A 21775-nucleotide genomic window follows, 5' to 3' on the forward strand; every position below is an offset into this window, starting at 1 on the left:
CTTGCTAACATTGCGTGAATGCTAGCGTACCCTCACCAATTAATAACAATAAAGAATAGATGTGAATGTTTTATAACTTTTTGTAAGGTAGGTGCGCAGCGGTGTGTCATTGAGCGGGAACATAACGTTAGTCAGCAATACGAACTTGCTGAAAACCAATCTCAAGCGCATTCAACGTCGCTTGGTCAATATCGGTAAAGCATTGTTCAATCCCTTCAGCATTGGTAAGCGCCATTAAACCACCACCGGTGTGGCGACACTCAACAACCCACCCCTCGCTATCTAACGAAGGCTCAACAACCGCCTCAATCAAAAGCTGCTGACGGTATAAAGCACGTAGCTGTTCGGCTGTCATGATGCTTTGCCCACTGAATTGGATCACTTATTGAGTTTAGTCTCAGATAAGCAAAGCTGCCATGCAGGAGGCTTGATGAGCAGAGGCGATGTTGTCACCGCCTCCGCATTGAGGTGGTCTCTATTAAAAGAAACCCAATGGATCAATGTCGTAGCTAACGAGTAAGTTCTTCGTTTGTTGATAGTGACCCAGCATCATTTTGTGTGTCTCCCGCCCGATCCCTGACTTTTTGTAGCCGCCAAACGCCGCGTGTGCAGGATAAAGGTGATAGCAGTTTGTCCAGACCCGCCCTGCTTCAATCGCACGTCCGACACGATAGGCACGGTTCATATCACGGGTCCAAAGCCCTGCACCCAACCCGTACTCGGTGTGGTTAGCAATCGCTAAAGCTTCCGCCTCATCTTTAAAGGTGGTCACCCCAATCACCGGCCCAAAGATCTCTTCTTGGAACACCCGCATATTATTATGACCTTCCAGTAGGGTCGGCTGCACATAATAGCCGCCGCCCAAATCCTGGTGACTACCGCCAATTAATACCTTCGCGCCCTCTTCTTGCCCGACCTTCAAATAGCTCATGATCTTATCAAACTGTTCGTCTGATGCTTGCGCCCCGACCTGGGTCTCGGTGTCGAGCGGGTTACCCTGTTTTATCGTGCCTGCGCGCTCAATCACGCGTGCGATAAAGTCGTCATAGATACTTTCCTGGATCAGCGCGCGCGACGGACAGGTGCACACTTCGCCTTGGTTGAAAAAGCCAAGCAACAAGCCTTCTACCGCTTTATTGATATATGCTTCTTCTTGCTGCATCACATCTTCAAAATAGATGTTGGGGGATTTTCCGCCCAGCTCAACGGTTGAAGGAATGAGGTTTTCTGCCGCGCAACGTAGAATGTGATGACCCACTGGCGTAGAGCCTGTGAACGCCAGTTTGGCAATCCGAGACGACGTCGCAAGCGCTTGGCCCGCCTCTGCGCCATAACCATTGACCACGTTAACCACACCAGCAGGCAGCAGATCGCCAATCAACTCCATCAATAGCAAGATGGTCGTCGGGGTTTGCTCCGCCGGCTTGAGTACCACGCAGTTGCCCGCCGCCAAAGCCGGCGCAAGCTTCCATGACGCCATCAGTAAGGGGAAGTTCCACGGAATGATCTGCCCCACAACACCTAAAGGCTCGTAAATATGATACGCCACCGTGCCTGCATCCAGCTCCGCCGCAGTACCTTCTTGGGCGCGAATACAACCGGCAAAGTAGCGGAAATGATCGGCGCAGAGAGGAATATCCGCCGCCAAGGTTTCACGTATCGCTTTACCGTTTTCCCAGGTTTCCGCCACGGCGAGCATTTCGAGGTTCGCTTCAATCCGATCCGCTATTTTTAACAAAATATTGGCCCGATCAGTGACAGAGGTTTTGCCCCATGCGTTTTTGGCGCCATGAGCCGCATCCAGTGCCAGATCCACATCGTCGCTACTTGAGCGCGGCACTTCAGCAAGGGTTTCGCCAGTGCACGGTGACGTATTGGCAAAATACTGCCCTTTCACCGGCGGCACCCATTCACCACCGATAAAGTTTTGATAACGCGACTTAAAGCTAACCACTGACCCATCTGTTCCTGGTTTTGCGTAGATCATACTCTTTCCTTATTCCGTGTTTGAGTAGATGGCGGAGCACGTACTGCTCTCTCCTTGCCGTTATTGCTCAAAAAGCGTGGCAGAGATTTTAATGGCTGGGTATTAGGCGAAAGTCGCAGTGAGACATGGGCAACAGAAGCGAATAGGCAGAATCTTCAGGTATAAAAAAACCGCGCATGTGCGCGGCTTTTACTCGTTGCCTTGACGCTCAACCGATTAAAAGTCGAGCTCTGCACCGACAAAGAAGCCAGTCACATCAAGCTCTCCGTCATTATTGTCAAAGTAGTCGAAGTCATGGTCGATCATGCGATAACCGCCTCGCACGTTCAAATCAGCGGCCACTAAACCTAACTGATATTGCAAGCCCGCTTCGGCATCCAAGGTGCTGGTGCCATCAAACTCGCCTTTGCTCACGGTGGCAAATACAAATAAAGGCGTGCCGACTAGACCTACACGTGCATCGGCATAAATGTTCGGTTGCCACTCGTCAAAGCTTTGCCCTTGAAACTTGCCGGATTGGAAACGCTGCATATTAATGCCCGCATCGACCGACACGAGATCGTTATCGAGAAACTCGTAATAGGCAACAAAGTCAATTTGGTCAAAATCAACATCAGGGTTATCCACGCTCACCGAGGTTTGGCGGATTTTCGCATTGGGGATCAATGGTAACGGATGCTCAATCGCCGCGTAATAAGAGCCAGCAGTGCTCGCATCATCGGCTTCTACATTATTGACGTCAGCATCCATAAACCAGGCATCCGCCCCTACTTTACCGCCTGCCAAGGTATCTGCCTGAGCGGGCATGGCCAAAAACGCAGTGAGCGCTGCGGCGGCAAGCGTCATTGAAGTGGTTTTCATGAAACTCTCCACATTGTCGATTAAAAAAGGTCGTCACGCGGAGGCGGCAAAGCCATGCCTTGTCGCCGATTGCTTAGAATAATAGCAAGCTTTGTGCCGAGGTGAAGAGAAAAACCCGCAACGGCGTGTGTTTGCTGTGTCGACGCGCAAATTTTGTGCGCTTAACGGCGACGGAATCGTGCCCAGCGCTTTTCGTTGATAATCACTTCAGGCTCACCTTTGCGGCTGCGACGCTGGCGTTTAACAAGCCACACAACCAAGGCGATCACCAAAAGCCATGGTAGTAGCTTAAGCAGCGTACCTATCATCCCGGCCAACATCATCACGGCAAAGCCGGCCAACATGGCCAACACCATGCCCATGATGCTTACGCCTGTCATAAACAATACAACAGCAAAGCCAATCAGAAAGAGTATTTCGATCATTGCGATCTCCTTGTCTTGATAGCGAGACAGACTTTGCAGGTTTCAGGCCAATTTGTCACTCTATATTTTCTCATTAATTCAATAGATTACAGCGTTGCCTTCAGGTCTCCATGAAGGTGCGGTTATATTTTCACCAATAATTGGTGCTTTTCACCGGTTCAGGCATCAAGCCATTGCTCAGGGATATGGCTCATTGCGGTGGTCAGTACCTCAACACCCGCACCCGGCTTGTGCGCATTCTCGCTGATATAGCGGCGCCATTGCCGCGCGCCTGGCATATTTTGGAACAGACCTAACATATGGCGGCTAATATGGTTGAGTTGCGCCCCTTGAGTGAGCTGCTGTTCAATGTATGGGAACATCGCCTCGACTGCTTGGCGACGTGTAATGCGAGGGGTTGTCTTGCCAAATAAACGCTGATCGACCTCGGCCAGCATAAACGGGCTCTGATAAGCTTGGCGGCCGACCATCACGCCATCAAGATGCGCTAGGTGCTGTTCCGCTTCCTCAAGGCTTTTCACCCCGCCATTGATGGCAAGTGTGAGGTGCGGAAAATCTTTTTTAAGCTGATAAACACGCGGGTAATCCAGCGGCGGGATCTCCCGATTTTCTTTAGGACTCAGCCCTTTTAGCCACGCCTTACGTGCATGCACGGTAAACATATCACAACCACTCTTTTCACTGACGGTACCCACAAAGTCAGTCAAAAATTCGTAGCTGTCTTGCTCATCAATACCAATGCGGGTTTTCACCGTAATAGGCACATCGGTCACTTCGCGCATGGCAGCCACACACTGCGCCACCAGCTCAGGCTCAGCCATTAAGCACGCCCCAAAACGCCCGTTTTGCACCCGATCCGACGGGCAACCAACGTTGAGGTTAATTTCATCATAACCACGCTCAGCCGCCAGCTTGGCGCATGTTGCCAAGTCCGCCGGATCCGATCCCCCCAGCTGCAACGCCACCGGATGCTCCTGTTCGTTGTAGGCAAGGTAATCGGCCTTACCATGAATGATCGCGCCTGTGGTGACCATCTCAGTAAACAGCAAAGTGTGTTCTGATAGTAAGCGATGAAAATACCGGCAGTGGCGATCGGTCCAATCCAACATGGGCGCAACAGAGAAACGCTGCATCACCGTTTTTGGCGTCACATCAGGGCTGGCGGCGGTTTTGCTGGGGTTAGTCATGGTCTCGAATCTCTGCAAATTACGTTGAACGACGGTCGTTTTCGACAGGCGGACGCGGATTATACACATTGCACCGGTAAGATTTAAGCAGAACAGGTGAACGTGAAGGGTTTGAAATAGAAACGGGTGAGAATACGAACGCGGCTGTAATGACCTAAAGTAGATGGCGACCCTTTTCTCCTAGCGCTGCTGCGAAAGCCGAAAGTATTTTTCTGCCACTAAGTAGCTGATCACCGCCTCTTTTTGTCGGTCGCGGAATTGGTTTACCCATTGATGAGCACTGTTGATGATCGCTTGTGCTTCATGCGGATGGGTGAGGTAGTAGTCAATGACTGCCTCTAGGTTGGAAAAATCGGCGTTGACCTCGGCATAGTGGACTCCAGGGATTAATTGGCCCTCCATAAACCAAGTTTCATATTCCATTGGGGGTGACAAGCAAAGCGAGTTAGAGGACATGATCCATTTTAAGTTGGTGGCAACGTCTTTCCCTTCCACACTGAGAATAAACTTATGCTGTAGCTGCGCTTGCGGTGTCAGCGGGGCTTTTCGATAGGCTTGGTCAGTATCATTCGCGGGGCGTGTATCCCCGACATCAATAGTTGGATGCGTGTAAAAGCGCTGAAGAAGCTGGCGGCGCTTGTGATTGAAGCAGCGCCCACGCCATACCGCGCTATCGCGTTTTTGCCCAAACGGCACAGGATCATTAATAAATTGGAAGTGACGCACCGCGTTGAGCTTGAGCAGGACGGCGTTTTGATTGTCGCCATGAATCGGTCGGCTTTTCACGAATGCTGGCGTGGGCGGCGGTTGTGTCACATCGCCGCCTAAGTAATGCAGAAACAAACCATTTGGGAACCAGCGCATTACCCGCAATATATCGAGAAAATATACCGAGCCTTGATCTTGTCTCACACGGCCCGTCTGATGATCGCAATATTGCTCAGACAAACAAAATGGCGCATTCAAACGGTTATAGTAGCTGACGCGCTGGTCGATATCGGATTGATGTTGCTGATAAGTGGGGAAAAGTTGCCTGCGCATCCAAGTGCGATACCAATCATTAGGGATCGCATTGAGTGCCAAGTTATAACTATAGTAGCGGAGTTTATTCACGGCCTTGCTCCGTCAATCCATATGCAGGAAAGCCTAGTTGAGCAAGATGACGAGGGTATGAAATGGGCGAGAGAGCCGAACGATGTGCTCTCTCGCGACAAGACTTATTCGATGGTGAATTTGCCTTTCATCACAGTCCAGTGGCCTGGGAATGAGCAGAAATAGGTTAAGTCTTTGCCTTGCAAACCTTCGGTTGAGAAGGTGATGGTGGTGCTTTCGCCGCCGCCAATCAGCTTAGTGTGTGCCAAGATGCGATCGTCGCCTTGTGGCAGATAGTCGTTATCTGCGCCGGCACCGGCGCCTTTCATGGCGATATCTTGCAGGTTAGACGTTTCCGACAGCACCCAGTTGTGGCCCATAGAGGTCACAGGCATTGAGCCTTGATGCTCCAGCGTTAGCGTAACTTCGCTGCAGCTTGCTGGTACGGACAACGATGACTGGTCGTAGGCCATTTTATCGCCGGTGGTGACAGTTAACTCACACTCATTGGCAGCCGCTTGCGTTGAAACAGACGCGAACGCCAGGGCGGCGAGGGCTAACAGTTTTTTCATCGGTACATACTCCTATTATGGATGTAAAGGTATGTTTTTAATGCCTGTGGCACGCTGTCATCATACTGACATGACAGCGCAAAACAGTTAGCCGATTCAAAAATCGACTGATTGGTTTTTATTTTTACTTCTATCATTACTGTAGGGTAACTGATCGCGATCAAGTGATATTGGACTACCTATTTACACTTGTGGCAAAGCGCATAGGATGACGATAGGTGGGGTGCGATGTTATACAGCTATGGTAAGATAACTGACTGACTGTTAGCACTTTGAGGCGCTATGACCAACACCACTGGGTTACTGCACCGCGCACAGCAGCTTTGCGAGCAACGCGGCGTGCGATTAACGCCGCAGCGGACGCGCGTTTACGAGATTATCGCCAACTATTCACGTGCGATCACCGCCTATGAGCTGCTAGACGAGCTGCGTGAAACAGAGCCACAAGCCAAACCACCAACGGTTTATCGTGCGCTAGACTTTCTGTTAGCGCAGGGGTTTGTGCATAAGGTGGAGTCAACCAATAGCTATATCGCTTGTTGTCATCTTGGCCACCAGGGGCACTGCTCCCAACTGCTCATCTGTGATCAATGCGGCACCGTGGAAGAGTGTCACACTGAGGAGCTTTCTGAGGCGTTGCGTGAAAAGGCGCAAACAATGGGGTTTGAGGTCCAACATCACGTGATTGAAACCCATGGTACCTGCGCACAATGCCTAGCTCACTAATACTGAATTGATTAGGACGGACATTCTTTATGGAAGCACAATTCGTCAACCCGTTTCTTACTTCACTGATCAATGTGCTACAGACGATGGCACAGCTGGAAATCCAGCCAGAGAAGCCTCACTTGAAAAAGTCAGAGATCGCCAAAGGGGACGTTTCTGGGTTAATTGGCATGGTCGGCCCACAGACTAAGGGCTCCTTTTCCGTCACCTTTGATGAAGATATGGCGCTTGAAATCATGCAGCGTATGCTTGGAGAGCGGTCCGAGTCGATTGATGAAGAAGTGACGGATATGGTCGGTGAGATCACCAATATGGTGACAGGTGGTGCGAAGCGTATTTTGTCAGAAAAGGGCTTCGAATTTGAGATGGCGACCCCTGTGGTCGTATCCGGCAAAGGCCATACCATCAACCACAAAAGCGATGGGCCTGTGATCATCATGCCATTTAAATCCCCGCACGGCACTGCCTTTATTGAGATCTGCTTCGATCACTAAACGGACATACGTCGCAGACGGTCACGCGTTGTGCCAAAGGCGATAGCTCACTAGGTGGCCTCCAATGGTTGGCCCCAAAAAATATAAAAACGCCGCGATAACCATCGCGGCGTTTGACTTTCTCAATCACGGTTCCGCTCAGTTTAGGCTTGGCGCCACTGTTTAAACGCGTTGATCAGGCCATTGGTTGAGCTATCGTGGCTTTCGACCTGCTGCGCATCACCGAGCTCAGGCAGAATGTTACTCGCCAGCTGTTTACCGAGCTCAACGCCCCACTGATCAAAGCTGAAGATATTCCAAATCACCCCTTGGGTGAAAATCTTGTGCTCATACATGGCAATCAGCGCGCCGAGTGTATAAGGGGTAATTTTCTCCACCAAAATCGAGTTGGTTGGACGGTTGCCTTCAAACACTTTAAATGGCGCAATCGCAGCCACGTCTTCGGCTGATTTGCCCGCTTGCGTCAACTCAGCTTCGACTTGCTCACGGCTCTTACCAAAGGCTAGCGCTTCCGTCTGGGCGAAGAAGTTCGCCATCAATTTGGCGTGATGGTCGCCAATCGCATTATGACTGTGCACAGGAGCAATGAAGTCACATGGGATCAACTTGGTGCCTTGGTGGATCAGCTGGTAGAAAGCGTGCTGACCATTCGTGCCTGGCTCGCCCCAGATGATAGGCCCTGTTTGGTAGTCAACCGGGCGACCATTGCGGTCGACATACTTACCGTTTGATTCCATATTGCCTTGCTGGAAGTAAGCCGCAAAACGGTGCATGTATTGGTCATACGGTAAAATCGCTTCTGATTCCGCCCCGTGAAAATTGTTGTACCAAAGACCAATCAGTGCCAATAAAACCGGCATGTTCTGTGCCATCGGCGCGGTTTTGAAGTGGTTATCCATTTGGTGCGCACCATCAAGCAGCGCGACAAAGTTGTCGTAACCTACCCCCAAGCAGATAGACAGACCAATCGCCGACCACAGTGAGTAGCGGCCGCCAACCCAATCCCAGAACTCGAACATGTTGGCGGTATCAATACCAAAATTCGCCACGGCATCGGCATTGGTTGATAGCGCGGCAAAATGCTTCGCCACCTGGCTCTCATCCCCTGCTGCATTCATAAACCAGTCACGCGCCGTGTGTGCGTTGGTCATGGTTTCTTGGGTGGTAAAGGTTTTTGACGCCACCAAGAACAAGGTGGTTTCCGGGTTAAGATCTTTTAACGTCTCAGCCATATGGGTGCCGTCGACATTAGAGACAAAGTGCAGGTTAAGGTGATTCTTATACGGCGCCAACGCTTCAGTGACCATATAAGGACCCAAGTCTGATCCACCGATACCAATATTCACCACATCGGTGATCGCTTTACCAGTATAACCTTTCCATTCGCCACTGATCACGCGCTCGGAAAAAGACTGCATCTGCGTCAGTACCGCATTAACCTTAGGCATCACATCTTCGCCGTCAACCATCACAGGCGTGTTGCTACGATTACGTAGTGCTGTGTGGAGAACCGCGCGATCTTCTGTACGGTTGATTTTCTCACCGCTAAACATTGACTCAATCGCTTCAGCCACCCCGGTTTCGTCGGCGAGTGCCAATAACTTGGTCAGCGTTTCTTCGCTGATCAAGTTTTTGGAATAATCCAACAGAATGCTGTCTTCGAATTGCGTTGAGAAGTGGGCAAATCGCTCTGGGTTATCAGCAAACAGATCAGCCAGTGTGTAGTCCTGCGCTTCTTCAAAATGGGCGGTCAGTGATTGCCACGCCACGGTCTGAGTGGGATTCGTTGTCTTTAGCATCATGTCATCCAAATCGCGTTGTGAGTGCTGCTGTGGGTATCACAGCAGGCAAGGATCCTGTATAACGTCAGCACCACCACGCTGTACGCAGCGGTCACTGGTGTAATATTACATAATCATGGCTCGATTCTCACATCTAATCGCTGTGAGTAGGTTGCGATCAATCATAGAATAGTTGGATCGCCTGTGAGCCAACAGCATACGATAAAGATCACAACAAGGATTGCTTATGTGGTATCAAACTGAGATTCGTCTGCGTGCTCGGCCGCGCGGGTTTCACCTGATCACCGACGAGATCGTGCACGCGCTCCCCATGTTGGGCGACATGGATGTGGGTATAGTGCAAGTGTTTATCAAGCACACCTCGGCGAGCTTAACCCTCAATGAAAACGCCGACCCGACCGTGCGCCAAGATATGGAGGCGCACTTTAATCACTCAGTACCTGAGCGAGCGCCTTATTATCGCCACACCTACGAAGGGGACGATGACATGCCAGCGCATATCAAAGCGTCATTGTTAGGCGCAAGCGTCACGGTGCCCATCAGCCAAGGTCGGCTGAATTTAGGCACGTGGCAAGGGATTTATCTGGGCGAGCATCGCGATGAGGGCGGCATGCGTACCTTGGTAGTGACCCTGCAAGGCGCACCACAAGCCAACGTCTAGTCTCGCTGGCCAGCATGCGTTTCGATAAGGGGGCGGGGCCTAACCCGCCGCCCGCCGCTCAGAGGTGGTGGTCAGGTATTGGCGCGGCACTCGGCCGGTCACTTGGCACACGAGCTCATAGCCGATGGTATCGACCAAGCGGGCAATGCGCTCGACGGGAAGCTCGGGCCCCCATAACACCGCCTCATCCCCCACTTTGTCAGTGGCATCTGGCCCTAAATCGACCGTGATCATATCCATCGATACCCGCCCAGCAAGTGGCACTTCGCGGCCATTCAACCAAACAGGGGTGCCATCGGGCGCCAGTCGTGGGTAGCCATCGCCATAACCGATGGCTATCACACCAATCAGCGTATCGCGCTCGCTACGCCAGCGCGCGCCATACCCTACCGGCTCACCGGCTTTTAGCTTGCGAACGGCCATCACCCTTGAGGTTAAGCGCATCGCCGGTTTTAAGCCCAGCTGTTCACCCGTCAGTTCAATCCGCGACGAAATACCATATAGGCAAATGCCGGGTCGCACCCAATCAAAGTGACTTTGCGGCCAAAACAAGGTTCCCGACGACGCCGCCAGTGAGCGTTCACCCGGCAGTCCTTCTGTCACCTGTGTGAAGGTGTCTACTTGCGCTTGCGTAATGGGGTTATCCATTTCATCGGCACAACCAAAATGACTGAGAAAGCCGATGTCAGGCGCCACATTGTCACACGCTGTCAAGGCAGAGAGCGCGTCTGGTACTTGGTCCGGCTCGAAGCCTAAGCGATGCATCCCTGAGTCGACCTTTAACCACACGGGTAAAGGCTCACTCAGTGCCGCGTTAGTCAGCATGGTGACTTGCTCATCACAGTGCACCGTGGCGGTCAGTTGGTGTTCAACCAATAGCGGCAGCTCGTCGGCTTCATAAAAACCTTCCAACAAAACAATAGGCAAGCGTATACCGGCCTGTCGTAACGTCAGTGCTTCTTCAATCCGTGCCACCCCAAAAGCATCGCTATAAGGCGCAAGTGTGGAGGCCACTGAGACCAAACCATGGCCGTAACCATCCGATTTAACCACTGTCATCACTTTGCTATTGGGCGCTTGGCGACGCATCACCTGGATGTTGTGTATCATCGCCTCCGGATCGATAACGGCTTTGGCCGCATTCGTCATGATAAAAGGATTACTCGTCATCAAACGCCGGCCCTGCATAATTATCAAATCGCGAATACTGCCCTTGGAAAGTCAGTCGTACCGAGCCAATCGGGCCGTTACGCTGTTTACCAATCAGGATTTCTGCAATCCCTTTCATCGCACTTTCCGGGTTATAGACTTCGTCGCGGTAAATAAACATGATCAAGTCAGCATCCTGCTCAATGGCACCCGATTCACGCAAATCCGAGTTAACCGGGCGTTTATCGGCCCGTTGCTCCAACGAACGGTTAAGCTGTGATAGCGCCACCACAGGCACATTCAGCTCTTTCGCGAGCGCTTTGAGGGAGCGGGAGATCTCGGCAATCTCAAGGGTTCGATTCTCTTGCAAGCCAGGAACACGCATTAGCTGCAGATAGTCGACCATGATCATGCTCACCCCACCATGCTCACGGGCAACACGGCGCGCGCGTGAACGCACATCCGTCGGCGTCAGGCCGGAGCTGTCATCGATGTACATGTTCTTTTTCTGCATTAAGATCCCCATCGATGACGAGATACGCGCCCAGTCTTCATCATCAAGCTGACCGGTACGGATCTTGGTTTGGTCAACCCGTGAGAGCGAGGCCAACATACGCATCATCAGCTGTTCAGCTGGCATCTCGAGCGAGAAAATGAGTACCGGCTTTTCTTGATCCATCGCCGCGTTTTCACACAGGTTCATCGCAAAGGTGGTTTTACCCATTGAAGGACGAGCCGCCACGATCACAAGATCAGAAGGCTGCAAACCTGCCGTTTTCTTGTTCAGATCAGTAAAGCCGGTCGATACGCCCGTGACCCCATCTTGTGGGGTTTTGAAAAGCTCTTCGATACGCTCAAGGGTTTTACTGAGCACCGAGTCGATATGTTGCGGCCCTTCGGTCTCACTGGTACGTGACTCAGCAATCGCAAACACCTTGCTCTCCGCCATATCGAGCAGATCTTCTGACGTGCGTCCTTGGGTGTCATAGCCGGCATCCGCAATTTCATTGGCTACCCCGATCAGGTTACGAACCATGGCTCGTTCGCGGACAATATCCGCATAAGCGACAATATTCGCCGCACTTGGCGTATTTTTAGCCAACTCAGCCAGATAGGCAAAACCGCCCACATCATCCAAATGACCGGTTTTTTCTAGGTGTTCAGATAAGGTGATTAAGTCAAGCGGCTTGCCTTCATCAAGCAAAGACTTGGTGGACTCATAAATCAATCGGTGCGGACGACTATAAAAGTCATGGCCGACCACTTTTTCCGCAACCGCGTCCCAACGTTCGTTATCCAACATCAAACCACCCAACACAGACTGCTCGGCTTCGATAGAGTGTGGAGGCACTTTGAGGTTAGCGACTTGCTGATCTTTTGCGGGTTTACGATTGTCTGCCATAAAAACTCACCTATTGCTACTGGGGGTCATTATACCCGCTGTCCTCGCAGGACGCTGCCCCATACAGCATTTTTTTCCAAACGCTGAATAAGTCCCCGAGATTTTAACTTAAATTTGACCGCCTAGGAGGCCAGGACACCTAGGATAAGGCGCGATATTGTCAACAGGTGATTCACGATGAAAGTGCCGTCCCTCTTCCTTGTGATGTCCACATTATATATCCCTTTTAGCCACGCCACGGAGACCACGTCATCCCCTTGGCAAAGTGATTTGTCGTTAGGACTGCAACAGTTAAGCGGCAATGCCGATTCACAAACAGTCAACGGGGAAGTGAATGGCCAATATGATGGCGAACAAACACGTTATCAAGCCAGCGCGAGCGTGCTACAAGTGGAAAAAGATGGCGAGGAAGATAAACGTAAAACAGAATTAGAAGCCCAAGCAAACCGTGGTATTAGCGCGCGCAGCTATGTCTTACTGAACGCTACCTATGTCGCTGACCGCTACGGTCCCTATTACGATGACTTTATGTTGGCCACAGGGCTTGGCCACCAATGGTGGCAAAGTGACACCTTCCAACTCAGCACGGAAGTGGGGCCAGGGTATCGCTACCAGCGTCCCAATCTTGATGAAATCGACGATGACGATCTCATCATGCCTTACTCGGTTCGCGAGCCGGTGATTCGTGCACAGGCTAAAGGAGAGTGGCAACTGGTCGACAGTGTCAGCTTAGAGGGGAGAAGCATTGTAATCTCGGGCGCCAGTAATACCAGCGTGGAAGCTGCCGTCACTCTGGCTTCTACCATTACCGAAAAGCTTTCGATAAAAATAACCAGCAAACACAACTATATGACGGATGTGCCACCAGGATTGAAGCACCACGACAGCGTGCTAACCGTCGGCCTCCGCTATCAGTGGCTATAAAAAAAACCAGCCCGAGGGCTGGCTTTTTATCAACGTTTTGATGCGCGATTAAGCAGCAACAACGTTTACTTTTACGGTTGCGAACACGTCATAGTGCAGCTGTACGCTGATTTCGTACTCACCAGTGTGACGCAATGCGCCCTCTGGTAGACGCACTTCGTTTTTCGCAATTTCAACGCCTGCTGCAGTCACAGCATCAGCGATGTCACGGGTACCGATAGAACCAAATAGTTTACCTTCATCACCCGCTTTAGAGGCGATTTCAACCGCTTCTAGTGCTTCAACTTTTTCTGCACGCGCTTGAGCGGCTGCCAGTTGCTCAGCAACTTTCGCTTCTAGCTCAGCACGACGTGCTTCAAAGTGTTCGATGTTGGCTTTGGTTGCCATAACTGCTTTACCCTGAGGGATAAGGAAGTTACGCGCATAACCAGATTTAACAGTTACCTGATCACCTAGGCCACCCAGGTTACCGATTTTATCAAGTAGAATAACTTGCATTCTTCAATCCTCTCTAACTTGGACAGTTCCGATTACTGATGCTTGTCAGTGTACGGCAGCAGGGCCAGGTAACGAGCGCGCTTAATAGCACGAGCCAGTTGACGCTGATACTTAGCACGAGTACCAGTGATACGGCTAGGTACGATTTTACCTGATTCGGTAATGTAATTTTTTAGAGTCGCTACATCTTTGTAGTCGATCTCTGTAACGCCTTCTGCAGTGAAACGGCAGAATTTACGACGACGGAAGAAACGTGCCATGGGCTTATCTCCTGATCTAAATGTCTATGATGTTGTCGGCATGCAATACCCATTTACCCTCGCCTTGTCGGCTGGTTTGGTAGGCGAGAAACCCGCTTACCTTGATATGGCTGCCTAAAACTAAATTTTGCGTTTGTTGTGTTGACACTTGCCCACTGGCTACCACAGATAAGCGACAAAACACTTGTCGAGGTAGGTCAGCTTCAACCTGCGTGGAACGGTGCTCTAACACAAAGTGACAGTGCGGAATTCCTGCAGGACTTTGGCGACGGACCGGACCTTTACTGATAACACCAGCAAGCTCCAACCGATTGGTCATCACAGCAATTACTCAGCTGCGTTTTCGCCTTCAGCTTGCGCTTCAGCTTTTGCTTCTGGTTTCGCTTCTGGGCGCTCTTCACGCTTAGCGGTACGCTCTTCTTTAGCCTTCATCATGACAGATGGCTCAGTGATAGCGTCTTTGGTACGCATGATCATGTTACGGATCACCGCGTCGTTGAAGCGGAACATGCTTTCCAGCTCGTCAATCACAGCCTGCTCAGCTTCTACGTTCATCAGAACATAGTGTGCTTTGTGCAGCTTGTTGATTGGGTAAGCCAGTTGACGACGGCCCCAGTCTTCTAGACGGTGGATTTGACCGCCTGCATCTTTGATAGACGCAGTGTAACGCTCGATCATGCCAGCAACTTGCTCGCTTTGATCAGGGTGCACCATGAATACGATTTCGTAATGACGCATTGAGTTGCTCCTTACGGATTAATCAGCTTCCACAATTGGCTCGGTCGTCCAGCGGAAGCAAGGAACGAAAAGTAAAAGACCGAGAATCAGGCGCGAGATAGTACAGAATTGCAGCGCCATAAGCAAACAGATTTTCTCTTTATCCGCTTATCTTTCTGTCACCGTGTCACCACAACGTCAAAAGGCCCTCTCTGCGTTACTTATCGGAACACGCGCCTTATCCTCCCCCTTTACAACATAGAATGTGCGCACCACTTAACTCGCTCAAAACAACAACATACTGATAACATTCTCCGTGACATAGACCGAAAAAGCATGACAAATCGCAAAAAAATCAAGAAATCAAGCCTGCAAACTGTCAAGTTTGTTTAATTTTCAACCGACATCACGCTATTGATGCACTTCTTTTTTATCGATAATTAATTTCTGAACCCGCGCTCAAATTATTACACCTTCGCCTCCATTTCTTGGCATTCATTGCCCAATATAACCACATTGTTGCCTAGACTTGACCTGGAAGTCGGTTTTTTAGTGCAAAAAGCGTAGGGAAGGACGCATCAATCACTGACTGCATTGATGAAATTCGCTTCAAAAATTTTGGGAGCAAAATATGAAACTAATGACGCCATCACGTGCCGTCGCGCTAGGTTTGGCGGGGCTCGCGTTAAGTAGCCCCAGTGTGCACGCTGCGGTTGATTGCCAGCCCCTGCCTGGTTGGCAGAATGGCAATACCTACACCAAAGGGGATCAAGTTAAAGCGGACAATACCGCCTATGAGGCAAGGTGGTGGACGCAAGCCGATCCTGCCACTCAGTCTGGCGAGTGGAAAGCATGGAAAATCCTCGGCCAGTGCGCGGGCAGCGTTAACCAAGCCCCTACCGCAACCTTAACCGTGTCACCGTCTGGACCCGTTGAGGTTGGCGACACACTCACCTTCACCCTCGCCGGGGCCGATACGGATGGCACAGTGACCTCATTAGTGCTCTCACAAGGCGACACTGTCTTATATGAAGGTGCAGAAGCGACCACCATTGACTGGCAAGCCGAACAAACGGGTCGTTTTACCTTTACTCTCACCGTGACCGACGACAAAGGCGCGACCGATACCCTAACATTGCAACAGGTAGTGAGGGATGACCAAACCGGCGGCGATGAGTATGCCTGTCGTCCGGCTGGTTTATACACCACCCCAGATGTCGACGTGCCATATTGTTCGGTGTATGACGAGAACGGCCTTGAAGACATGGGCGCCGATCACCCTCGCCGTGTTATCGGCTATTTCACCAGCTGGCGAAACGGTGCTAACGGCCAGCCCGCTTATTTAGTCAGCGATATTCCTTGGGAAAAGATTACCCACATTAACTACGCCTTTGCTCACGTCAACGCGGACAACCAATTGTCTATCGGCGATCCCAATGCACCCGATAATCCAGCGACCCAGATGACCTGGCCGGGCGTGGCCGGCGCAGAGATGGATCCAACCCTGCCGTACAAAGGCCACTTTAACTTGCTCAACAAGTATAAAAAGCAGCACCCCGACGTGAAAACACTGATCTCCGTGGGTGGTTGGGCCGAAACTGGGGGCTACTTCGGTGAAAACGGCGAGCGTATCGACAGTGGCGGTTTCTACACCATGACCACCAATGCCGATGGCAGTGTCAACCAAGCAGGCATTAAAGCTTTCACCGACAGTGCCGTCGCCTTCTTGCGCCAGTATGGCTTTGATGGTCTAGACATTGATTATGAATACCCATCGTCAATGAAAGACTCGGGACATCCGGACGATTTCGAATACTCTAACCCACGTCGGGCGCACTTGAATAAATCCTACCAAGTGCTGATGAAATCGCTACGTGAAGCGCTCGATAAAGCCAGTGCGCAAGATGACAAGCACTATATGCTGACCATCGCCGCACCGTCATCGGGTTACTTATTGCGCGGGATGGAAACCTTCCAAACCACCCAATACTTAGATTACGTCAACATCATGAGCTATGACCTACATGGGGCATGGAATGATCATGTTGGCCATCAAGCGCCACTGTATGACACCGGCGAAGACTCAGAGCTTAAACAGTGGAATGTCTACCAAACGCCTGAATTTGAGGGGATTGGTTATTTAAATACCGACTGGGCAGCAACCTATTTTATGGGCGGTATGTCACCCGGCCGTATCAATATCGGTATCCCGTATTACACCCGCGGCTTTAAAGACGTACAAGGCGGCGATAAAGGCCTTTGGGGACGCGCACCACTGCCAAACCAAAGCGAGTGCCCAGCCGGCACTGGTGTCGGTGAGAAAAACAAATGCGGCAACGGTGCAATCGGGATAGATAACCTTTGGCATGATGTGGACGAGCTCGGCAACGAAGTGCCTGCTGGCTCTAACCCTTTGTGGCATGTGAAAAACGTGCTCGACGGCAAACTACCGGCCTATGCCGCGAAGTACGGGCTCGACCCAGAGCAAGATCCTAGCGATCGCCTCACCGGTAATTATCAACGTTATTACGATGATATCGCCAAAGCGCCATGGGTTTGGAACGAGGAAAAAGGCGTATTCCTGTCGATGGAAGACGAAACCTCAATGGCCGAAAAGGTCGACTACGTGATCAATAAAGGTCTAGGCGGGGTGATGTTCTGGGAGCTGGCGGGGGATTATCGCTATGATGATCAGCGTCAAGCCTACTTTATGGGCGATACCCTGACTTCGCTGGCGTACCAAACCTTTAAGCAAGCTGGCAGCGACTACTCACTGCAACGTGGCGATGCCAACTTCCAAGTGCCAAGCGAGCAAGTGGATGTCACCTTTGACGCGCTGAACTTCCCAGTGGGCGATGACAACTATCCTATTCGCCCCACGTTCCGCTTTACCAACCACTCCGATCTGGACTTATCGGGCGCCACCATCAGCTTTGATGTGCCAGTTTCCACCTCGGCCATTTTTAAATCTGACTGGAACGCTCAGAAAAAGCTACGCATGGAAGTGGTTCGTGATAGCAGCAACGCCAGTGGCAACAACATCGGCGGGTTTGATGCTACGCATCATCGCTTTGCCATCACCCTGATTAACGAATGGGGCGGCATTGAGCAAAGCTTTAAGCCCGGTGAAACCTTGGATGCTCAGGTGATGTACTACATGCCGATCACCAACCCGACCAATATCACCATCGAAAAAGATGGCCAGCGCTATGCGGTGAAGCAGGAGTATCCAAGCCTTCCGCCTGCGCTACCCGGTAGCACCAGCCAAAGTGGCGGAGAGTCTCAGTGTCCCGGCGTCGATGTTGCCAGCCTGAGTACCTATCCCAACTGGCCTAACGGGGGCAACCATGCCAGCGGTGGCGACCAACTTATCTACCAAGAGGCGGTATGGGAAGCCAAGTGGTGGACCCAAGCGGCACCCGGTGGTCAAGCTTGGCGCCAAGTCTGCAGCCTCTAATCCATTTCTGGTCTTGAATGCGGGGGCTGCGTGCCCCCGTTAAGGAGTCGTTATGTTCAAGTCTTCGTTCACACAGTTTTCCTGCCGTACCGCCGTGGCCCTTGCGTTGGTCGCAAGCAGTTCACAGGTGATGGCACATGGCTATTTAGACAGCCCCAAAGCGCGCCAAGCGATTTGCCATGAGCAAGGGGGCTACTGGTGGCCTTCAGATGGGTCACGTATTCCCAATGCCGCCTGTCGCGCTGCGTTCTTAGAGTCGGGGCACTACCCGTTTGTACAACACCACGAATCAGCGCAATTGGTGGCGGATTATCGCAATATGGATGCGGTGAAAGCGGCCGTTACCGATGGCAACTTATGTGGTGCCGGCGATCCCAATAAAGCCGGGATCAGTTTGCCCTCACCGGATTGGCAACGCACCGAGGTCACCCCAGATGGCAACGGCCAAATTGATGTACGCTTTCGCGCCACCACGCCTCATAACCCAAGCTTTTGGGAAATTTATCTCACCAAGCCAGATTACAACGGCGCGACCGATGCGCTGACGTGGGATGATCTCGAGAAGATCGACACCTTTGGCGACCTGCCCATTGTGATCGGCGATGACGGTAACCGGTATTACGAGATGACCGTGACCCTACCCGCCGATCGTCAAGGTGACGCCATTCTCTATAGCCGTTGGCAACGCATTGATCCGGCCGGTGAAGGCTTCTACAACTGTGCCGACATCACCATCACCCCCAGTCAGACAGCGCCAGCCCAATGGCACGAGCTGGGCTACTTTGTCCCACATCCACAAATGGCAGCTTTGGGCGATCGCGTGCGTGCCCGCTTGCACAACCGCCAAGGCCAAGAAGTGGTAGATGTCACACTCACTCTGACGGACCAAAATGTGGCGGATTGGCCACACGCGCTGGCCAGCCTTATCGAACAACAAGCTAACGAGCCCTTACGTATCGGGGTGATGCGCAACGATGAGATCCAGTTTAATGCCGATGACGTGGTGCAAAACCAAGTCTTTAGCCATCACGATAGCTATAGCTTCAACCTGTCGGTGATCCCGGCTACCGACGAACCCACCAGCGACCTGCCCGCGTGGCGCGCTTCTGAGGTCTATGTGGCCAAGGATCGCGTGCGCTACGGCGATAACATCTACCAAGCAAAATGGTGGACACGAAACGAGCAACCCGGCGCTGCCCTTGTTTGGCAACGCGTGACACAATAAGGAGCAAACATGAAGCCAATGACCCTACTCTCTCTGGCGATTGCTGGGGCACTGGGTGCCAGCCACGCCGTGGCGGCCCCCTCAACCCCAAGTTTGGACTGGAAGCCACAAAACTATTCTTTTGTTGAAGTCGACGAATATGGCCGCGGATCGTACAAAGATCTGGTGCAACGCGTGGACGAAGTCCAAATTGAGATTAAATGGAATGCTTGGTCCGGTGATGGCGGTGATAGCTACAAGGTGTACTTTGACGATCAAGTCGTTAATCAAGGCACCTTACCGGCAGGAACCAAATCTGGCGTTGTCACTTTCCCCTATGACAAAGGAGGCCGCCACCAGCTTAAACTCGCCTTGTGTGAAGGTGGCGTGGATGGCCAGTGTGCGACCAGTGCCGCCAAACCCATCGTGATCGCAGACACCGACGGCGTGCACCTTGACCCACTGCCGATGAATGTCGACCCCAATAACAATGACTACCCCAAACAGCCTGATACCGTGGTGGGGGCATACTTTGTCGAATGGGGCATTTATGGCCGTAACTTCGATGTCAGTCAGGTGCCCGCGGGGAATCTCACCCACATCTTATATGGCTTTATCCCCATTTGTGGCCCCAATGAGTCATTGGGCGACATCGAAAATGGCAACAGCTTGCGCGCGCTTGAGCTCGCCTGCCAAGGCTCAAACGACTATGAAGTGGTGATCCACGATCCTTGGGCGGCGATTCAGAAAAAACTGCCCGGCACACCAGCTAAAGATCCGATTGGTGGCACTTACGCGCAAATGATGGCGCTCAAGCAGCGCTACCCGGATCTGAAAATTCTCCCATCTGTTGGCGGCTGGACCCTGTCAGACCCCTTCTATGATTTCACCGACAAAGCCAACCGTGACGTCTTTGTTGCGTCGATGAAAGAGTTCCTACAAACCTGGAAATTCTATGATGGGGTCGACATTGACTGGGAATACCCAGGCGGTGGCGGTGCCAACCCAGATCTAGGCAACCCAGATAAAGACAGCCAAGCCTACGCGGCCTTAATGCGTGAGCTGCGCGCGATGTTGGATGAGCTCGAGGCCGATACAGGCCGTGAGTACCAACTCACCTCGGCCGTCGGTGCCGGTTATGACAAAATCGCCAACGTCGATTACAGCGCCAGCGCGCCGTACATGGATTACATCTTTGCCATGACCTACGACTTTTTCGGCGCGTGGAATAATGTCACCGGTCACCAAACCGCCATTTACTGCGGCAGCCATATGAGCGCCGATGAGTGTGATGGTACTGGCGTCGATGATAACGGCGAGCCCCGCAAAGGCCCGGCCTACACGCTCGATAATGGCGTGCAATTACTGCTAGAAAGCGGCGTACCACCGGAAAAAATGGTGATTGGTACCGCGATGTACGGCCGTGGTTGGGAAGGCGTTTTCCCTGCCAATGCGACCGATCCTAGCAACCCGATGACCGCACCCGGAAATGGCCCGATCAAAGGCAGCACCGCAGACGGTATTTGGGAAGCCGGTGTGATTGACTACAAAGGCATCGTCAAATCCATGCTCGGCAGTGCTGGGAACGGTATCAATGGCTTCCAACCCGGTTATGATGAGCAAGCCGAAGCGGCTTATGTTTGGAACCCAGACAACGGTAAGCTCGTCACTTATGACAACCAGCGCTCGGTCAAAGCCAAAGGCCAGTATGTGCGTAATCATAACTTTGCCGGTTTGTTTGCTTGGGAAATCGATGCCGACAATGGCGATATCCTTAATGCGATGCACGAAGGCCTAGCACAGGATAGTCAGCCGCCAGTCAATAGTGCTCCAACCGTTACCCTTGCGCAGCAAAGCTATACGCTGGCGCCCGGAGCGTCGTTAACCATTGCCGCCAATGGGCGTGATCGGGATGGCGATCCACTGACCTATCGCTGGCAAGGCGATGCGGCGTTGGCTCTGACCAATAGCGACACGGATTCGGTCACAGTGACCGCTCCCGATGTGAGCACCAGCACCGACTATTCCCTGTCGGTGACGGTATCGGACGGCCAAGCCAATGCCGAGGCCAGCGCCATCATTAAGGTGGTGGTACCGGGTGAAAACCAAGCCCCCACCGTGGCGCCTATCGCCCCAGTTAGCCTGAAAAGCGGTGAGCAAACCCGCGTGACGATTGAGGCAAACGATCCAGATGGCGATCCACTTAGCTACACCTACCGTGCATCCGGCGATCTGGCCGTTTCTGGCTCCGGTGATCAGGTGACCCTGACCGCGCCCACCGTGACGGAGAATCGTGACTATGTGGTCACGGTCGAGGTCAGCGATGGCGACAACACCACGCAAGCGCAATTCACGGT

20 protein-coding genes and 2 pseudogenes are annotated in these 21775 nt (G+C 52.0%); 8 read left to right on the top strand and 14 right to left on the bottom strand.

Annotated features, from left to right (window positions below):
• Positions 1 to 127: 127 nt before the first annotated feature.
• The 7 genes from BZG72_RS09090 to azu all read right to left on the bottom strand — a co-directional run bounded on the left by BZG72_RS09090 (position 128) and on the right by azu (position 6124).
• Complete coding sequence (locus BZG72_RS09090; protein ID WP_046074318.1) at positions 128 to 355, bottom strand: hypothetical protein; 228 nt, start codon at positions 353 to 355, stop codon at positions 128 to 130.
• A gap of 123 nt (positions 356 to 478) precedes the next feature.
• Positions 479 to 1987 (bottom strand): acetaldehyde dehydrogenase ExaC, encoded by a 1509-nt coding sequence (gene exaC, locus BZG72_RS09095; RefSeq protein WP_077666601.1) that lies wholly within the window; start codon positions 1985 to 1987, stop codon positions 479 to 481.
• A 216-nt stretch (positions 1988 to 2203) separates the two neighbouring features.
• The gene (locus BZG72_RS09100; protein WP_046074319.1) at positions 2204 to 2848 is read right to left on the bottom strand and encodes a TIGR04219 family outer membrane beta-barrel protein; all 645 of its coding nucleotides are present in this window, start codon (positions 2846 to 2848) and stop codon (positions 2204 to 2206) included.
• A 161-nt stretch (positions 2849 to 3009) separates the two neighbouring features.
• On the bottom strand, positions 3010 to 3273 hold the full coding sequence (pspG, locus tag BZG72_RS09105; RefSeq protein WP_046074320.1) for an envelope stress response protein PspG: 264 nt from the start codon (positions 3271 to 3273) through the stop codon (positions 3010 to 3012).
• A gap of 158 nt (positions 3274 to 3431) precedes the next feature.
• Positions 3432 to 4460 (bottom strand): tRNA dihydrouridine(20/20a) synthase DusA, encoded by a 1029-nt coding sequence (dusA, locus tag BZG72_RS09110; protein ID WP_074214095.1) that lies wholly within the window; start codon positions 4458 to 4460, stop codon positions 3432 to 3434.
• A 180-nt stretch (positions 4461 to 4640) separates the two neighbouring features.
• Positions 4641 to 5573 (bottom strand): glycosyl transferase family 90, encoded by a 933-nt coding sequence (locus BZG72_RS09115; protein WP_077666602.1) that lies wholly within the window; start codon positions 5571 to 5573, stop codon positions 4641 to 4643.
• Between the two features lie 104 nt (positions 5574 to 5677).
• Complete coding sequence (azu, locus tag BZG72_RS09120; protein WP_046074360.1) at positions 5678 to 6124, bottom strand: azurin; 447 nt, start codon at positions 6122 to 6124, stop codon at positions 5678 to 5680.
• Positions 6125 to 6406: 282 nt separating this feature from the next.
• On the opposite strand from azu, the gene zur reads away from it, so the two are divergent.
• Together zur and BZG72_RS09130 are read left to right on the top strand one after the other, a co-directional pair.
• Positions 6407 to 6850, top strand: a complete 444-nt coding sequence (zur, locus tag BZG72_RS09125; RefSeq protein WP_046074361.1) for a zinc uptake transcriptional repressor Zur — start codon at positions 6407 to 6409, stop codon at positions 6848 to 6850.
• 29 nt (positions 6851 to 6879) lie between these two features.
• Positions 6880 to 7344 carry a chemotaxis protein CheX gene (locus BZG72_RS09130; RefSeq protein ID WP_046074362.1) on the top strand — a complete coding sequence of 155 codons (465 nt, stop codon included), beginning with the start codon at positions 6880 to 6882 and terminating at the stop codon, positions 7342 to 7344.
• A gap of 143 nt (positions 7345 to 7487) precedes the next feature.
• On the opposite strand, the gene pgi is transcribed toward BZG72_RS09130, so the two are convergent.
• A complete protein-coding gene (gene pgi, locus BZG72_RS09135) occupies positions 7488 to 9143 on the bottom strand; it encodes a glucose-6-phosphate isomerase (RefSeq protein WP_077666603.1) in 1656 nt (551 codons plus the stop codon).
• Positions 9144 to 9372: 229 nt separating this feature from the next.
• On the opposite strand from pgi, the gene BZG72_RS09140 reads away from it, so the two are divergent.
• The gene (locus tag BZG72_RS09140; protein ID WP_077638681.1) at positions 9373 to 9807 is read left to right on the top strand and encodes a secondary thiamine-phosphate synthase enzyme YjbQ; all 435 of its coding nucleotides are present in this window, start codon (positions 9373 to 9375) and stop codon (positions 9805 to 9807) included.
• Positions 9808 to 9846: 39 nt separating this feature from the next.
• On the opposite strand, the gene alr is transcribed toward BZG72_RS09140, so the two are convergent.
• Complete coding sequence (gene alr / locus BZG72_RS09145; protein WP_046074365.1) at positions 9847 to 10977, bottom strand: alanine racemase; 1131 nt, start codon at positions 10975 to 10977, stop codon at positions 9847 to 9849.
• Entirely contained in the window at positions 10967 to 12358 is a 1392-nt protein-coding gene (locus BZG72_RS09150) for a replicative DNA helicase (protein WP_077578833.1), read from the bottom strand. Before BZG72_RS09150 ends, alr begins: the two co-directional genes overlap by 11 nt.
• A 177-nt stretch (positions 12359 to 12535) precedes the next feature.
• Between BZG72_RS09150 and BZG72_RS09155 the strand changes: the two genes are divergently transcribed.
• Positions 12536 to 13282 carry a DUF481 domain-containing protein gene (locus BZG72_RS09155; RefSeq protein WP_077578834.1) on the top strand — a complete coding sequence of 249 codons (747 nt, stop codon included), beginning with the start codon at positions 12536 to 12538 and terminating at the stop codon, positions 13280 to 13282.
• A 48-nt stretch (positions 13283 to 13330) separates the two neighbouring features.
• On the opposite strand, the gene rplI is transcribed toward BZG72_RS09155, so the two are convergent.
• The 4 genes from rplI to rpsF are packed head-to-tail and all read right to left on the bottom strand — an operon-like array spanning position 13331 to position 14778.
• Entirely contained in the window at positions 13331 to 13780 is a 450-nt protein-coding gene (gene rplI, locus BZG72_RS09160) for a 50S ribosomal protein L9 (RefSeq protein WP_046074368.1), read from the bottom strand.
• Between the two features lie 32 nt (positions 13781 to 13812).
• Positions 13813 to 14040, bottom strand: coding sequence for a 30S ribosomal protein S18 (gene rpsR, locus BZG72_RS09165; RefSeq protein WP_021023493.1), 228 nt, complete (start codon positions 14038 to 14040; stop codon positions 13813 to 13815).
• Positions 14041 to 14056: 16 nt separating this feature from the next.
• Positions 14057 to 14359 carry a primosomal replication protein N gene (priB, locus tag BZG72_RS09170; protein WP_046074369.1) on the bottom strand — a complete coding sequence of 101 codons (303 nt, stop codon included), beginning with the start codon at positions 14357 to 14359 and terminating at the stop codon, positions 14057 to 14059.
• 8 nt (positions 14360 to 14367) lie between these two features.
• Complete coding sequence (rpsF, locus tag BZG72_RS09175; RefSeq protein WP_046074370.1) at positions 14368 to 14778, bottom strand: 30S ribosomal protein S6; 411 nt, start codon at positions 14776 to 14778, stop codon at positions 14368 to 14370.
• 610 nt (positions 14779 to 15388) lie between these two features.
• Between rpsF and BZG72_RS09180 the strand changes: the two genes are divergently transcribed.
• The 4 genes and pseudogenes from BZG72_RS09180 to BZG72_RS16605 form a co-directional block, all read left to right on the top strand.
• Positions 15389 to 18214, top strand: coding sequence for a glycosyl hydrolase family 18 protein (locus BZG72_RS09180; RefSeq protein ID WP_077666604.1), 2826 nt, complete (start codon positions 15389 to 15391; stop codon positions 18212 to 18214).
• Between the two features lie 52 nt (positions 18215 to 18266).
• On the top strand, positions 18267 to 19439 hold the full coding sequence (locus BZG72_RS09185; protein WP_077606414.1) for a lytic polysaccharide monooxygenase: 1173 nt from the start codon (positions 18267 to 18269) through the stop codon (positions 19437 to 19439).
• A gap of 18 nt (positions 19440 to 19457) precedes the next feature.
• A pseudogene (locus BZG72_RS09190) lies at positions 19458 to 21437 on the top strand (glycosyl hydrolase family 18 protein); the annotation flags it as partial.
• Between the two features lie 96 nt (positions 21438 to 21533).
• A pseudogene (locus BZG72_RS16605) lies at positions 21534 to 21770 on the top strand (Ig-like domain-containing protein); the annotation flags it as partial.
• Positions 21771 to 21775: the final 5 nt, after the last annotated feature.

The sequence above is a fragment of the Salinivibrio sp. PR6 genome (assembly GCF_001995955.1).
GTDB classification, from domain to species: domain Bacteria; phylum Pseudomonadota; class Gammaproteobacteria; order Enterobacterales; family Vibrionaceae; genus Salinivibrio; species Salinivibrio siamensis.

Bases quoted from the DNA above. Each gene is read 5' to 3' on its own strand.
- dusA (WP_074214095.1), bottom strand. From the start codon at position 4,460: ATGACTAACCCCAGCAAAACCGCCGCCAGCCCTGATGTGACGCCAAAA.
- exaC (WP_077666601.1), bottom strand. From the start codon at position 1,987: ATGATCTACGCAAAACCAGGAACAGATGGGTCAGTGGTTAGCTTTAAG.
- BZG72_RS09150 (WP_077578833.1), bottom strand. From the start codon at position 12,358: ATGGCAGACAATCGTAAACCCGCAAAAGATCAGCAAGTCGCTAACCTC.
- azu (WP_046074360.1), bottom strand. From the start codon at position 6,124: ATGAAAAAACTGTTAGCCCTCGCCGCCCTGGCGTTCGCGTCTGTTTCA.
- zur (WP_046074361.1), top strand. From the start codon at position 6,407: ATGACCAACACCACTGGGTTACTGCACCGCGCACAGCAGCTTTGCGAG.
- rpsR (WP_021023493.1), bottom strand. From the start codon at position 14,040: ATGGCACGTTTCTTCCGTCGTCGTAAATTCTGCCGTTTCACTGCAGAA.
- pspG (WP_046074320.1), bottom strand. From the start codon at position 3,273: ATGATCGAAATACTCTTTCTGATTGGCTTTGCTGTTGTATTGTTTATG.
- BZG72_RS09090 (WP_046074318.1), bottom strand. From the start codon at position 355: ATGACAGCCGAACAGCTACGTGCTTTATACCGTCAGCAGCTTTTGATT.
- alr (WP_046074365.1), bottom strand. From the start codon at position 10,977: ATGACGAGTAATCCTTTTATCATGACGAATGCGGCCAAAGCCGTTATC.
- BZG72_RS09180 (WP_077666604.1), top strand. From the start codon at position 15,389: ATGAAACTAATGACGCCATCACGTGCCGTCGCGCTAGGTTTGGCGGGG.
- BZG72_RS09185 (WP_077606414.1), top strand. From the start codon at position 18,267: ATGTTCAAGTCTTCGTTCACACAGTTTTCCTGCCGTACCGCCGTGGCC.
- rpsF (WP_046074370.1), bottom strand. From the start codon at position 14,778: ATGCGTCATTACGAAATCGTATTCATGGTGCACCCTGATCAAAGCGAG.
- priB (WP_046074369.1), bottom strand. From the start codon at position 14,359: ATGACCAATCGGTTGGAGCTTGCTGGTGTTATCAGTAAAGGTCCGGTC.
- rplI (WP_046074368.1), bottom strand. From the start codon at position 13,780: ATGCAAGTTATTCTACTTGATAAAATCGGTAACCTGGGTGGCCTAGGT.
- pgi (WP_077666603.1), bottom strand. From the start codon at position 9,143: ATGCTAAAGACAACGAATCCCACTCAGACCGTGGCGTGGCAATCACTG.
- BZG72_RS09155 (WP_077578834.1), top strand. From the start codon at position 12,536: ATGAAAGTGCCGTCCCTCTTCCTTGTGATGTCCACATTATATATCCCT.
- BZG72_RS09130 (WP_046074362.1), top strand. From the start codon at position 6,880: ATGGAAGCACAATTCGTCAACCCGTTTCTTACTTCACTGATCAATGTG.
- BZG72_RS09100 (WP_046074319.1), bottom strand. From the start codon at position 2,848: ATGAAAACCACTTCAATGACGCTTGCCGCCGCAGCGCTCACTGCGTTT.
- BZG72_RS09140 (WP_077638681.1), top strand. From the start codon at position 9,373: ATGTGGTATCAAACTGAGATTCGTCTGCGTGCTCGGCCGCGCGGGTTT.